Source organism: Bradyrhizobium sp. CCBAU 65884 (assembly GCF_028128835.1).
GTDB classification, from domain to species: Bacteria; Pseudomonadota; Alphaproteobacteria; order Rhizobiales; family Xanthobacteraceae; genus Bradyrhizobium; species Bradyrhizobium ottawaense.
The window spans coordinates 30,736-45,022 of sequence record NZ_LBJU01000120.1; the positions used below are offsets into that span (position 1 = coordinate 30,736).

The 14,287-nt window shown below is 58.2% G+C and carries 13 protein-coding genes; 4 read left to right on the forward strand and 9 right to left on the reverse strand.

The window, feature by feature from the left end; genetic code table 11:
- Window positions 1–86: 86 nt before the first annotated feature.
- The 8 genes from XI03_RS21195 to XI03_RS21230 form a co-directional block, all read right to left on the reverse strand.
- Window positions 87–2,114 (reverse strand): carbamoyltransferase family protein, encoded by a 2,028-nt coding sequence (locus XI03_RS21195; protein WP_271593188.1) that lies wholly within the window; start codon window positions 2,112–2,114, stop codon window positions 87–89.
- Window positions 2,115–2,427: 313 nt separating this feature from the next.
- Window positions 2,428–3,216 carry an ABC transporter permease gene (locus XI03_RS21200; protein ID WP_271593189.1) on the reverse strand — a complete coding sequence of 263 codons (789 nt, stop codon included), beginning with the start codon at window positions 3,214–3,216 and terminating at the stop codon, window positions 2,428–2,430.
- A gap of 3 nt (window positions 3,217–3,219) precedes the next feature.
- A complete protein-coding gene (gene nodI / locus XI03_RS21205; RefSeq protein ID WP_271593190.1) occupies window positions 3,220–4,140 on the reverse strand; it encodes a nodulation factor ABC transporter ATP-binding protein NodI in 921 nt (306 codons plus the stop codon).
- 1 nt (window position 4,141) lies between these two features.
- Window positions 4,142–5,851 carry a nodulation protein NodU gene (gene nodU / locus XI03_RS21210; protein ID WP_271593191.1) on the reverse strand — a complete coding sequence of 570 codons (1,710 nt, stop codon included), beginning with the start codon at window positions 5,849–5,851 and terminating at the stop codon, window positions 4,142–4,144.
- A 9-nt stretch (window positions 5,852–5,860) separates the two neighbouring features.
- Window positions 5,861–6,496: a nodulation methyltransferase NodS gene (nodS, locus tag XI03_RS21215; RefSeq protein ID WP_271593192.1), complete on the reverse strand. Its 636-nt coding sequence runs from the start codon at window positions 6,494–6,496 to the stop codon at window positions 5,861–5,863.
- 17 nt (window positions 6,497–6,513) lie between these two features.
- Complete coding sequence (nodC, locus tag XI03_RS21220) at window positions 6,514–7,860, reverse strand: chitooligosaccharide synthase NodC (protein ID WP_271593193.1); 1,347 nt, start codon at window positions 7,858–7,860, stop codon at window positions 6,514–6,516.
- Window positions 7,861–7,875: 15 nt separating this feature from the next.
- Complete coding sequence (gene nodB, locus XI03_RS21225) at window positions 7,876–8,535, reverse strand: chitooligosaccharide deacetylase NodB (protein WP_271593194.1); 660 nt, start codon at window positions 8,533–8,535, stop codon at window positions 7,876–7,878.
- A complete protein-coding gene (locus XI03_RS21230) occupies window positions 8,532–9,158 on the reverse strand; it encodes a NodA family N-acyltransferase (RefSeq protein WP_271593195.1) in 627 nt (208 codons plus the stop codon). Before XI03_RS21230 ends, nodB begins: the two co-directional genes overlap by 4 nt.
- An 829-nt stretch (window positions 9,159–9,987) precedes the next feature.
- Between XI03_RS21230 and nodD1 the strand changes: the two genes are divergently transcribed.
- A complete protein-coding gene (nodD1, locus tag XI03_RS21235; RefSeq protein WP_271593196.1) occupies window positions 9,988–10,932 on the forward strand; it encodes a transcriptional regulator NodD1 in 945 nt (314 codons plus the stop codon).
- A gap of 2 nt (window positions 10,933–10,934) precedes the next feature.
- Here the strand turns inward: nodD1 and XI03_RS21240 are convergent, their stop codons facing one another.
- On the reverse strand, window positions 10,935–11,168 hold the full coding sequence (locus tag XI03_RS21240; RefSeq protein WP_271593197.1) for a hypothetical protein: 234 nt from the start codon (window positions 11,166–11,168) through the stop codon (window positions 10,935–10,937).
- 393 nt (window positions 11,169–11,561) lie between these two features.
- On the opposite strand from XI03_RS21240, the gene XI03_RS21245 reads away from it, so the two are divergent.
- The 3 genes from XI03_RS21245 (at window position 11,562) to XI03_RS21255 (ending at window position 14,159) form a co-directional block, all read left to right on the forward strand.
- Window positions 11,562–12,551, forward strand: coding sequence for a LysR family transcriptional regulator (locus XI03_RS21245; RefSeq protein ID WP_271593198.1), 990 nt, complete (start codon window positions 11,562–11,564; stop codon window positions 12,549–12,551).
- Window positions 12,552–13,111: 560 nt separating this feature from the next.
- A complete protein-coding gene (locus tag XI03_RS21250; RefSeq protein WP_271593199.1) occupies window positions 13,112–13,321 on the forward strand; it encodes a hypothetical protein in 210 nt (69 codons plus the stop codon).
- Window positions 13,322–13,442: 121 nt separating this feature from the next.
- A complete protein-coding gene (locus tag XI03_RS21255) occupies window positions 13,443–14,159 on the forward strand; it encodes a MerR family transcriptional regulator (protein WP_271593322.1) in 717 nt (238 codons plus the stop codon).
- Window positions 14,160–14,287: the final 128 nt, after the last annotated feature.

Here is a 14,287-nt window from a genome sequence, read left to right on the forward strand (position 1 = left end):
AGTCGGATGCCCAATGGCCCCCTGTGCGTCGAATGGCCTGGCCTCTCACATGCAGCCATAGGCATGGCCCTGCTCATGAGCTCCGGCTAAGTTTCGCTTTGCACCCTATTGTGTCCGCAAGCCGCTCGCGGCGGATGCAGGCGAACGCCCCGCAGCTCCCATACAAGCCGCAATTCCTTCACGAGATCTTCACGCTTGGGCTCGTCCTGCATGGTGGCCTCAAAAAGCCAGCCTAGCGACGCTTCGCCCTCGATCCGCATCAATATCTCGAAAAGCTCGTGTGAGATACGGATACTAGAGTGGGTGGAATGTCCCATGCGGATCTCGCAGACCGTTTCCTGACGATCTGGCGCTGTGTGGGAGCGAACACGATGAAGGGATGCATATGGCGGCAATGACACGCCCAGGGCACTCCAATCCTGCAGTGATGCTGGTCGCTTCCTGACGAGGAACGGCCCAACGACAAGTCCGTCCAGGTCAGTCGTCAAGAACGTCGTGATCGCATCTGACACGGACTGCACGATCGGTTCGGCATTGTTGTTAAATGAGGTATTTAGAAGAATTGGGATGCCCGTTCGCCTCTTGAACGCATTAATTAGATCCCAATAGGTGGGATTTGTCTTGCGCGATACTGTCTGCAGCCGAGCAGTCCCATCAACGTGCGTGACCGCACCGAGCACGTTACACTTGGCTTCACGCACACGAACCACGAAGTTCATGAAGGGGAGCTGCCGCGTGCCATCCGGGAGCTCAAAGAACTCGCTCGCATCCTCCTCCAGTACAGATGGCGCGAAGGGGCGATAGCCCTCGCGCTTCTTAACCATCGCGTTGATGCGGTCTTTGTTTTCCGCAGGCCGCGGGTCCGCAAGGATGCTGCGGTCACCAAGCGCACGTGGGCCGAACTCAGAGCGGCCCTGAACCCAGCCGATTACAGCGCCATTTGCCATCCAGTCTGCCGCACTGGATGCTATGTCATCACTTCGTTGAATGTCGAGGTGGCCTGACCATGCGTTGAGCTCATGCTCTACGGCTTGCTCGTTCCCGAGATCGGGCCCCCAATAAACGTCCGGCAGTCGCTCGCGCGGCGCTGGCCTGCCCAGCTCGCTTGATGCCATCAATGCAGCGCCGAGTGCGCAACCGGCGTCGTGCGCCGCGGGTTGAACAAAGATGTCGTCAAATAGGCCGGAATAAAGCAGCTTACCGTTCAGCGTGCAATTATGAGCTACCCCCCCAGCCAGGCACAAGCGTGTCATGCCCGTCGTTTCACTATAGTGCCGCAGGATGTGAAACACGATCCGCTCCAGCGCTTCCTGCAGCGAAGCGCTGACATCTCGATGCTGTTGGGTGAATGGCATTCCTCTTCGCCGAACCTGGATGTTGCGGACCAGGGCCGGACCGATTCGATCCAGGTGAACGCGATAGCCACCGCTGTCCAACAACTCGTAGAACTGCGCGAAGAGCTCGCGATAGCGATCGGGATCACCATACGGTGCAAGCCCCATCACTTTGTACTCGTCGAACAACCCGTAGCCAAGGTATCGGATCGTCTCGAGATAGAATAGCCCCAGGGAGTTTTGTTCCGGGAAGCTTACAAGTTGCGCAATCTCGGTGCCAGACCCCACGGCCAATAAGCCTGAGAGAAAATCGCCACCGCCGTCAATCGCAAGAACGAGACTTTGCTCGAAGCCGGACATCGCAAACGCGCTCACGGCATGCGCTTCGTGGTGATTCACGAAGGACACCCGGGACGGATCGATCTCGGTCCCGAACTCCCGTGCCAGCAGCTGCCGCAGCATCAGTTTGGCGTCCAACGGAACGGGCTGCGAAACAGAAAGACGCTCGAGCATGGTTTTGCAGTAGGCTTCAGTCGCGTAGAACGCGATACGGTCGATCTCACCGAGCTCAACTCCTGCGGTAGAAAGGCAGTATCGGATCGAATTGCTCGGGAATTTGTTGGAATGCTTGACGCGGTTGAGGCGCTCCTCTTCGACAGCAGCAACCACGCGGCCATCCTGCACAAGAACCGCAGCGCCATCGTGAAGAAATGTAGTCGGCAGCTCCGGAGAGCTTTCATAGATTCTGTCAAGACCGCCACTCACTCCCAGGCACAACATTCCGTTCTCCATTCATCATGACGGGAAGGCTAACGGCCATCGCGCTGATCTAATCCGTACCGCCGGGTGCGCGGCCCAGACAGCACAACACAACTTTACCAGGTCCGTCTCCGCACCTAACGACAGGCGCTCAGAAATAGGGGTGCAGGCGTCAGGCCTGATCGACCGAACAGCCGGCCGTAGACCCTGGCGCGATCGCGGCCTCTTGAGACCATTTCCGAAGCTGCTGTAACAGACCAGGTCATTCTCGAGTTACGGTAGAAAGCACCGAGACACTGCATAGATTTGACTTCCCCATTTCGCTCAACTCACGTCAACGCAGCAGGCGGCGCTGAAATAGTGCTGTCGATGCGAAAAAGGGCAAGATCGCATAGACGCAGAGCGCACCTACGTGCAGGGCTGCGCTTTCGGCGCCGCGCTCAAGCATGGCTAAGCGCACGAGGTCGACCGAATGTGCGAGCGGCAACAAGCTGGCAAAGTGCTGAAATGAGCCGGGCAGCTGGCTTGTCGGAAAGACAACACCACACAAGAACACCATAGGAGTGATGATAAGTGTCTGGTAAAACACGAAGTAATCGTAACTCGGTGCAAGAGATATGACGACCATCGCCAGGCTGGCGAAGACAAGGCCAGTAAGGGCGATTGTTGGCGTCGCATAGAGGATGGATGGCCATGATGCATAACCCAGCGTGGCGGCGACGATCCCGATCGCTGTTCCGGCCAGAACGGACTTACTGGCCGCCCACACCAGTTCACCCAGAACGATATCGCCCAGCGTGAGCTGAGTAGAGAGGATTGCTTCCCAGGTGCGCTTGGCGTCCATGCGTGCAAAGGCTGCATACATGGTTTCAAACGTGGCGGACGACATGGCGCTGGTCGCGACCATGCCTGCTGCTAGGAACGCGATGTAGGGCGTTCCCTCAACGGGCCCCACCATCAGTCCAAGGCCAAAGCCGAGGCCAAACAGATTGGTTAATGGATCTGCGAGGTTGCCGAGAATCGACGCAAGCGCGACTTTCCTCCATGCTAGGAAATTTCGACGCCATACCGCGGTCCAGTTGTACGCATTAGCGGGCATTGCCGCCGCATAACCTTCACCCATCTCTCATTTCTCCATCTCGCGCCCGGTCAATCGCAAAAACACGTCTTCGAGATTGGGCGGGCGCTGCAGAATACGAAGGTCCGCTCGCCCGCGCAGATGCACGCGTACCTGCTCCGGACGTGGCGCATAACAGAAAAGTGTCTCTCCACTTACTTCGATGTGCCGAGCATAAGGCCTGATCAGATCTCGGAGCTGATGTGGATCACCGCCGTAGATTTCGATCACGTTGCAGCCGATATGCTCGTTGATCAAGGCCTCGGGTTTGCCCTCGGCGATCTTGCATCCGCTCTCAAGCACGCACAGCCGATCGCACAGGCGTTCGGCCTCTTCCATGAAGTGAGTGGTCAACAGGATCGTCTTGCCACGCGAGAGCAGAACTCGCAGGCGTTCCCAAATCAAGTGGCGTGCATGCGGATCCAGACCAGTCGTGGGCTCGTCCATCACGAGTAGATGTGGATCATTAATCAGGGCGCGCGCCAACGTCAGCCGCCGCTTCATGCCACCGGACAACTCGGAGACGCGCACGTCCGCCTTGCTTTCGAGGCGCGCAAACTCGAGTAGCGAGGGCGCAACAGCCTCGATCGCGCGAGTGCTCATGCCGAAATAGCGGCCAAAAACAAACAGGTTCTCTCGCACGGTGAACTCGAGTTCGAGGTTATCGAACTGCGGGACTACGCCGATGCGCGCACGCGCCACACGAGCGCGGGAAGGCACAGGCTCATTAAGGACCGCAATCTTGCCTCCGTCCGGCGAGATCATGCCGAGAAGCATACGCGCAATCGTACTCTTGCCAGCTCCATTTGGCCCAAGCAGACCAAAGCACTCTCCGCGCGCAACCGAGAACGACAGTTCATTGACGATGACCTTGTCGCCAAATGACTTTTTCACGCCGACAAGGTCGATCGCTACCGTGGACATGTTCATCTCAAGCTGACAGAAGTCGTTCCGCCGACGATAGCTTCTGAACGGCCGTTTTGGTCCAGAGCAGGCCGTCGCACCACACATGCTCGACACGCCCCCATTGGCAGGCCGCCGCAGCATCCGGAAAGAATCCCCGCCCGTGGAGGTTAGCGCTCGTGTTGCAGAGCAGCGGAATGCCCGTGAGCTGCTCAAATTCCACGAGAAGCGCGGCAATTTTGTGCGGAGAGTTGCGCGAGATTGTCTGCAGCCGCGCCGAGCCGTCAAGATGGACCACAGCGGGGACCTTGTCACGCCATTCCGTCCGGGTCTGGTGATCGAACAGCATGTAAGGATCTGGCGTCCCTGGGCTGAAGATCTCCGGCGCCCGATCCTCCAGACAGATCGGTGCCACCGGTCGGAAGTGCTCGCGACGCTTGATGTCGTTGAGATGATCCTTCATTGCAGGGGATGTCGCGGCTGCCAGAATGCTTCTGCCGCCCAAGGCCCGCGGCCCAAGTTCGGCGCGCCCGGAAAGGAAGATGACCGGCTTGTTGTCGGCGAGAATCGCCGCAAGTTCACGCAGACTGCACGGCGCGGCTTCCCAGTCCGAAGGAAGCTCGCTGCCCTGCAGCGACGGACCACTGTAGACTGACCATTCCAGCGCCCCGAAGCCATTTTGCGCCGCCATCGCACCGCAAGCAGCGCCGATTGCCGAGCCGCTGTCATTCGGAAACGGCGGCACCCAGACATCATCGAACAATCCCGTCGCACGAAGCGCGCTGTTCCACTTGATATTGAGACCGCAACCTCCGGCGATACATAGATTTCGCGCTCCCGGAAGCGACGAGTGCCGCAGCAGAACCATGGCCATTTCCTTGACAAGAAGGCGTTCCAGGAACACATGAAACGACGCGAGAACGTCCTCCGCTCGCTTGTCCGTCAGGCGCCATGCGCTCGCCTCGAAGAAATCGTGGATAGCTGCAAGCGACGATTCCGCATTATTAATATCCGCGCGATAGCGACGAGCCTGCTCCGTGTCGGCCGCAAAGCGTTTTTCATAGAGCTCCTGAAAAACCGCCACGATGCTTTCGTCGACAGCGCCAAGGGCGACGTATGCCATCAGCTTGCCGGCGATACCCAAATCCCAATTGGAGCGGTTCGGCTGCCTGTAAGGCCCGAAGTGAAGACCCGCGGCTGCATAGGCGTGGCCGATGATTGGAAACAGGGATGCAATGAGCCGCGCGCCCCGAGGTTCGACATAGTAAAGGCGTGGAAAGATGCAGCCGTCCCATACGAGACAGAACGCCGGTTTTCTCGCGCTGGCGAAGGGGCTGGTGCAATATGCGGACGCGACGTGGCTCGTGACGTGCGGGTAGCTCTTATATGGAAACACCTTGCCGCCGAGGATCAGGCCAAAGCCGTCGACGGAATCAAGAAGCCCCTCAACATGGCGCTCGACGTATGGCGCCCCCTTCAGCGCGATCGGCACAGCTCCACTAAGGACCTGGAACTGCGACTCGATCTCCCCGTCCCAGCCGTCGATGACGAACTGATCGATATCTCGCGGATCCAGGCCGTGCTCCGCCAAGGCGAGCACGACTGCATCGAGATTCTCGACTGATTGATAGCGTGGACTGTTGTCGCGCTTCTCTTGCTCGGTGCAAAAGAGAAGCCGCCCGTCCTCGACGACGGCAATCGCGCCGTCATGTGTTAACTTGATGCCGCAGATGCGCATACGAGACCCCTAGCCTAAGTGACCGACGTTTGATTGTTCTGACGAGTACCCTGCCCTCCGGAACCGGACGATCAAGCAGTCTTCGTTAGCCGACTCGGTGTGGCAGTGCAGACGCTCGACCTCCGATAGACTCTCGTTGAAGAGCGCGATCACCGTCTCCGCGCCAGCAGCATGACCCCAGCGTCGACACGTGGAATCACGTGCTGATCCGAAAATCAGAACTCCATTTGGCGCAAGCATACTCACAAGGTTGCGGATGGCCGCATACATCTCGACAATGTCCTTGAGGTAGTAGAGAACCTCGGCCACTACAATCAAGTCGAACTTCTCAGTGGTCGAGAACCGCTGAATGTCGCAAGTCACCCACTCGATATGTGACCACTTCCTGGTCCGTCGTTGCGCCCGCTCGATCGCCTGCGGCATGACATCGACCACCGTGAGTCTCTCGCAAAGCGGCGCCAGCATGTCGGTGAATGCACCGGCTGCACATCCTACTTCGAGGGCACGCGCAACATCTCCGCTACGACGGGACATCCTGAGCATTAGCGCGTATCGCTCCTGCTCGAACGAACTACTGTCGAGGCGCCATGGATCGTCGACCGCCAACTCTCGCTCTAGCAGCTGATGGTTTGTGTCCGAGGTCATGAGCCACCCACTTATTGTCAGGCAGTCGAACGATCGCGGCCGCGAACACTCTCCGTGGCCGCCAGGCTGGATGGACGGTGCGAGAACGTACCACACAGCCCTCCTATGTTTGCGGAACTTCGTCCAGTGCTCGGGTGCGGGACGACAGGCTGATTTTCCCCTAGGGTCGGCACATTGGCGACCTTGCGCGATAGCCAATCACTGTTGCCCAACGTACAAAGCGCATAGGCTTTCAACGGAAGTAGGAGAAGGATATTGATCGGTGTGTGGAGCGAGAAGCCCAGAAACCGCACTTCGCGAGCACGAACGGCTGCCACACTACACCGGACCATCGTCATTGCTGCGATCGTCAACACGGTCCACCAGGGTACCGAGCCGCCTATTACGAGCTGCGCGAGCGCAGCCAGTGATGAAAGAGCGAGAAGCAACGGGCCGAGATTTTGCCCGATAACGTCTAGTGTCAAATAGCCATCGAGCTCCGGCAGCAGACGTAATGCAAGAAACGTATCTCGAAAGGTACTGCGAGCCCAGCGCAGTTGCTGACGGAGATATGGCGCAAGGCTGTCCGGGACGACTGTTGCTGCGATCGCGTCCGGGACATATTCGGTTCGAAACCCCGCCTTGAGCATGAGGATCGTTAGATGCCGATCCTCGCCGAAATCGCTCGGCTTACCGCGAAAGAATTGCGCTTCGTATTGATCAAGCAGAAGAGCGAGCGCGGAGCGACGATACATAGCACATGGGCCGCAGCAGCACATGACCGCGCCAAAGCGAGCCTGTGCCGCGCGTTCTTCGTTGCATGCCAACCAGTATTCCATATCGATCAGCCTTGTCAGCCAGGTTTTGCCGCGATTGCTCGCTATCAATTGACCCATGGCCGCACCGATCTCCGGGTCACGCATCTTCAATACAAGCTTCGTGACGACGTCAGCAGCAAGTATGGTGTCCGAATCGACGTTGAGCACCAGGTCCCCGGATGAGCTGCGTATTGCAGCGATCTGCGCCTTGCGCTTTCCAACGTTGTTTGCCAGCAAGATGACGCTGAATCTTGGATCGTTCGCATAGATTCTGTGTACAGGCGTGACCAGGTCGCGGTTTGCGGACCCGTCGTCGACCACATAGACCTGTAGCTTTCCGGCGTAGTCTTGACTCGCAAGCGACTCCAGACATTTGGCCAGCGTGTTTGGATCCTCATTGAAGCACGGCACGATGACGTCGACGCTGGGAAGAACCACCTCAGGGTTGTCCTGCAGCGATAAGTTACTCACCGGCTGGGCATAAAGCGCTTGCGCGCTCTTATAGATAGTCGAGAGCAGCGCATAAGACGAAACGGCGACAGCACTGGTTGTAGCGAGAAGGTCCATAGGTGCCCAGTTTTTTCAGTGAAGTTGAGGGAGCGGACGGATTACAAAGCCGCGCCGTTGTAATGCCGGTATCAGATATGACAGCGCCGTCGTGGTCTGATCACGCAGCGTGGCATCAGTGCACAGTCCCCCCTCATCAGGAGGATATCCGTCGTGCAGGAGCACAATCGCACCCGGGCGCACGCTGGCCAGCACTGAATTCACAATTCTATCCACCCCAGGGCGGGACCAATCTCTCGGATCAACCGACCAGTGCACAGCTGTGAGACCAGCGCTCGCTGACATAGCGAGCACCTCTCGTGTCCATATGCCGTAAGGTGCTCGCATGTGCCTGGGCGAGGCCTGCGGGCACGCCGAACGGATCGCCTCGCTCGCCGTCAGCACTTCATCGAGCACCTCCGCAGGTCTGCATCTGGATAGATCCGGATGCGTCATCGTGTGGTTCGCGACCTCGTGCCCTTCTGCGATCATTCGTCGAATGAGTTCAGGTTGCTCGGTCGCGTACGTGCCGATCACGAAGAATGTCGCTGGAACGCCATGTTGCGCCAGCACATCGAGCACCTCTGGCGTGCAAAATGGATTTGGCCCATCATCGAAGGTCAAATAGATAGGTCGATTTCCGCTCACGTCAGCGTAGTCGCAGCGCACAACGGATAGTGGGACAAGCTCGTTCACAGCTCAGGTCCGTTCCGATCGATGATCGTTCCGGTCGGCCACTCGCTCATCGAGCGTCCAACCGGGAAAACCACCACGATCACGTCTTCGGTCCGAATCGGCGACAAATTGGGATAGACATCCGCATGTGTGGAGCGGACGCTAATGCCAGACATGAGGGTGGCGAGCCCCTGCCTTCCGACGAGTCGGGTCATATGTTTCTCAAGCGCGGGCCGAACCGTGCCAAAGCCAAATGGAATCCCAAGCTCCTGCAGGTTGGGATACATCACGCGCATTGCGTGGCTGATTCCCAGCCCTTCAAGATCCGGACGCACCGCATATAACCCCAGTTCGGCCACGAGGAGATCGACCCCACCAATCTTGATGAAGCGGCGTAGCAGCCCGAGGTGAGCAGCGACCCCGCGCGAGTCGTAACCAATGACGCGGAGCTCAGGTCTTGCGCCGGCCCAACTTCGGTTGCCCTCAAATGGCTGCGCGTTGAACGCTCCGGTCGGTCCGTAACTGTTGCGGAAGAACTCGGCGAGCTCGGCATGATCGACGAGCCCCAGTTCGCTTTCCCAGCGACGGGTCCACTGCACTTGAGCGCGCGAAGAAGGAGTAGTCGGGGATACGGCAATGTTCATGGCGGGCTTCCTTGCGCAAGTGGAATTTGAGCGGAGATGGTCACGTGAACTCGCTACTCGGCGACCCGCTGATCAATGCTGAAATGCCCCGCTATAGCCGGTCGGAGCTCGGCACCCCTAGCTCGTACCGCGCCGTGCGCCTTCGTTCCCGACGAAGCGATCGCACATTTCGCGATCGTCATCCGGCCAATGCCCCGCGCGAGATATGCCGGAAGATGCCGACGAGGCGATTGAACAATCCAGAGCCTGTCTGCGGCATGGAGCTTTTCCGCCTCATCCCACATCGCTGTCGACGTTTTGACGTCTGAGGGCAGGCTATTGATGCGAGGAGCCTCAATGGCGTGTCGGGATGGCATCAGATCGATCTGGTTCTTATGCATCTTCGACACGCCCCGAATGCGGTGGATAGGCGAGCCATTTAGAGAGTCGCCGACACTACTTGGCATCCGCAACCCGCGCCTGCCGCTATTTCGCGAACGTAGACTGAGGTTGAACGCGCTCTCAAGTGTACGCCGGTAAACGACCGATATGGAAACGGATGAGATACGCATACAAACGTTTATGGGGACCGGCTTGGCGTCCGGTCGAGCCCGCTTCGCACCAAGAAGATCCAACGTGGCCCGCACAGCACGGGCAAAGCCGCCCTTGCAAAGAATGCGGCGGATGCTCGCACGTCCAGACGTTTCTCTCTCAGCCCGCGAACGTCCAGCAGCCATCGTGTTATGCCTGATTAGTTTCTTCAAACTGATGTTTGCTATCCAACATCCCCCAATTTGGTAAAATCGATTGCTTCGATAGAACACATCCACACGATGGATAGACTCACGACATGCGGTTCAAGGGACTTGACCTAAATCTTCTCGTTGCGCTCGATGCTCTGATGACGGAGCGCAACCTCACGGCGGCGGCGCGCAAGATCAACCTGAGCCAGCCCGCTATGAGCGCAGCGATCGGGCGGCTGCGCACCTATTTCCGCGATGAATTGTTTACGATGAGAGGTCGCGAGCTCGTCCCGACGCCTGGGGCGGAAGCGCTTGCAGGTCCGGTTCGCGAGGCTCTACTGCACATCCAACTCTCGATCATATCGCGGGACGCGTTCGACCCGATTCAGTCGAACCGGCGCTTCAGGGTCATTCTCTCTGATTTCATGACAATCGTTTTCTTTCGGAGAATCTTGGACCGTATTGCAAACGAAGCGCCCGCGGTGCGCTTCGAATTGCTGGCATTCTCCGATGAACCCGATGAGTTGCTCCGCCGGGGTGAGGTCGACTTTGTCATTTTGCCGGAATTGTTCATGTCAAGCGCGCACCCCAGGGCGACGCTGTTTGACGAGACCCTGGTGTGCGTGGCATGCCCCGCGAACAAGCAGCTATCGCAGCAGCTTACGTTCGAGAAATACATTTCGATGGGGCACGTTACGGCCAAGTTCGGACGGGCGCTGAGACCAAACCTGGAAGAATGGTTTTTGCTTGAGCACGGCCTCAAGAGACGCATTGAGGTCGTTGTGCAGGGCTTTAGCCTAATTCCGCCGATATTGTTGGACACGAGTCGCATCGGCACGATGCCATTACGGCTCGCCAGACACTTCGAGAAGCGGATGCCACTGCGGATCGTCGAACCACCGCTCGCCCTCCCCGCATTCACCGAGGCGGTGCAGTGGCCCGCCTCTCATAATACTGACCCGGCGAGCATTTGGATGAGGCGGATATTGCTGGAGGAGGCATCCAACATGACATCTGGGGATCAGAAGCCGCCGACTCGCAGGCGCGACTAGGCTCAGCAGAAAGCTGCTCTCGCGACGTTCCAAATACCAAGTCCTTCAATGTGCTTGCCGGCTTTCTTTTTCAACGTGTTGGGCGCGAAGCTGCTAGAGGCCACAGTGGGGCGGCGATCGGTTGCGAAGACTTGCCGGGTGTGAGCACGCTGATGTGGGACTTGTGGTTTGACGCGCTTGAACTGCAAACAGGTGACGCCCGGCAACATCGCGCACGCATATTCCAGTGCAATCATATTTGGCTTGTCCAATAAAATCACTTGAACCCCACACCGCGTCAGGTTGTAGGTTGGCCCTCGCGACTAACGTTGCGCTACGACTCCCATCTACGGGGCGCTTTGGCGAACTCACGGCGCTGGCCGGACACTAACGAACTGATCAGGTGCTGTTGCGTGGCTCGCCGGAAGCGGCAAGACCGATCCGCTTCGGATGTCCTGACGGTTTCAGGCCATTGGGGGGGAGGGGTCCGCCTATCGCTTGTCTGCCGTTCTTGCGATCATTTCGCGATGGTCTTCTTGCGATCGCAGGGTGGATCCGATGTCGATTCGGGCGAAACAATAAAGTCGCTCCAGATGCAGACGTGGCCGCTCGATGTAACCGCAAGCATGGTTTGGGTTGGATATGAAGACATGCGTTTCAAAGGTTTGGATCTAAATCTACTCGTCGCGCTGGACGCTCTAATGAGTGAGCGCAATCTCACGGCGGCGGCACGCAAGATTAACCTTAGTCAGCCGGCGATGAGCGCGGCCGTTGCCCGGCTGCGCACCTATTTTCGTGATGAGCTGTTTGCAATGAGGGGCCGGGAACTTGTCCCAACCTCACGTGCGGAAGGACTCGCAGCTCCTGTCCGCGAAGCCATGATGCACATTGAGCTCGCTATCATTGAGCGAACCGTGTTCGACCCGGCTCAATCGAAGCGGCGATTCAGGATCGGCCTTTCTGATTTTACGACAATCGTATTCTTCCGAAACGTCGTGGATCGCGCCGCGCGTGAAGCACCCGCGGTCAGCTTCGAACTGCTGCCGCTCACAGATCAGCACGACGAGCTTCTCCGCCGCGGCGAAGTCGACTTCGTTATCCTGCCGGAATTCTTCTTGTCTAGCGCGCACCCCAGGGCGGCCCTGTTCGAGGAGAGACTCGTCTGCGTAGGTTGCTGCACGAACAGCCAACTACTACTGCGGCTTACATTGGATCGGTATATGTCGATGGGCCACGTTGCGGTTAAGCTCGGAGGTACGCGCAGGATCCCGGTCGACGAAAGCCTTTTGCTGGATTTCGGCCTCAATCGGCGCATCGATGTGCTCGTGCAGAGCTTCAGCATGATCCCGCCGCTGCTGGTAGGCACGAACCGCATAGGAACGATGCCATTAAGGCTCGCAAAGCATTTCCAAAGTACGATGCCTCTTCGGATTGCCGAGCTTCCGCAGCCGTTCGCCGCCTTCACGGAGGCGGTCCAATGGCCCGTGCTTCACAACAGCGACCCAGAAAGCCTCTGGATGCGAGAGATATTGTTGCAGGAGGCGACCCGCGTGGCAACCAAAGAGCCGTCCATCAACCGCACTTCGGAAGGAGCGGAAAGTGCCGACGTTTTCGCACCACCTGGCTCGCCGTTGTCGTAAGCACGTTCGCAAAGTCCGCGGACGTCTTATCCCAACGAATGTTTCGATGCGCACAATTTTGACTCGCTTCGCTGGAACACATTGTCGCTCGGTAGATACCGTCGCAGCGGGCGGCCATCACCGGCTTTGTGCAGCTCTTTCGCACGCTCACATTTGGCTCGACGTGCGAGCGCCGACTGGACTATTGGCCTGGCTTTAGAGACAGGGAGGCACGCCCCAACCAGGCCGCCGGGCGCACCTGTCTCCAAGATCACCTAAGGGACTGTAATCGTCACCTCTCAGAATCAGTAGTGGCTCCCTATGAGCGGACACGGTTCGGCTTCTTCGGGGAAGTACCACCCCGCACAGTGAGCGTGATGGTCATCGGCGATGCATATGACAGGAATCTCTTGCGGAGTCGAAGCAACATTGCGCAGACGTGTTGCCCTATCGCATCGCTCTGGAGTACATCGCATCTTCTTCGCTCTGTGCCGCGGGTCTGACTTCTTTTGGCCCTACCGCGGCCAAACGTCTTGATGACGTGCCCTGCCCTGACGCAACGACAAACAAGGAGCTCAAAGTTGCAGCAATGTAGCGGGGTGTACGATCCGGAAGAGCTTTCCATCCTGGGACGCCTTTATGATGGCGCGGTCGCCGCGCTACCTCCATCGATGCGAAATCCGGAAAATCTCGCAGCAATCGCCAAGCTGATCCTGGAGCGTACAGCGGCTGGCGAGACTCAACTGGCATGCCTGACGAACTTGTTGATCGCCATTTCCCCTAAGGGTTGATCCCCCGCCATTCTGAGGATAGTCACCACTCTCGCGCTGGAATGGAAGACGATCCAGCTAAAGCTTTGAAATGGCTTGAATCACACGTGACGTCAGGTTGTAGGCTTTGAAATTGAACACCATGAGCAAAGCTACACCACGAAGGCGTCGATGGCGCATTGGCGAACTTGCAGGGGCGACCGGAGTAACGGTCCGCACGCTGCATCACTATGAACACACGGGACTCCTAGCCGCCTCAGAGCGTACTGACGGCGGCCACCGGATGTACGACCGTGAAAGCGTTCAACGGGTTCACCAGATTCGCGCGCTACGAGAGCTTGGCTTCTCCCTTGTCGAGATCCGCAAAGCTATGGAGGGCACGACCTCACTCACCGACCTGCTGCGCAAACATCTAGAGCGGATAGAACTTCAAGTCGCTCGAGCAACTCTGTTGCGAGATCGTCTTCGCAACATGACCATCGACAGTGAGATCCAGGTCAGTGTGGATGAGCTGCCTGCCACCCTGAGTGCCATGTCGCGGGTCGAGACGCGCAGTCAGACATCCCGATGCACCTGCAAGCTAGCTGCAGATCGCGAGGAACGGTGGCGGCGGATCCGCGACGACTTGCGTGATTGTATGGATCGGGGCGAGCACCCTTGCGGCGAGCGGGCAAAGGCTGTCGCGATTGCGGCGCGCCTGCTGATCAGCGAAATCGCCGGCGCTGATTCACGCGTTTCGATCATCTTGAAGGTACTTGCACGATTGAGCGCCCCCCGTAGTCTGGCTGGTTGGGATCCCCGCCTCATGCAATATCTCGATCTCGCCCTTGGAGGGTTGGAGGATCAGCCCTTTGGCTGATCGGCGTCTCTGATGCGGGCCGACAGATTTCCGGATTCAACCGGACAGTTCTAATGGCCTCGCCGACCCGGGCTCCCTGAGCATTGATCGAGCCTCCCTACAAACGCGGCTTGAACCGCACGTAACGT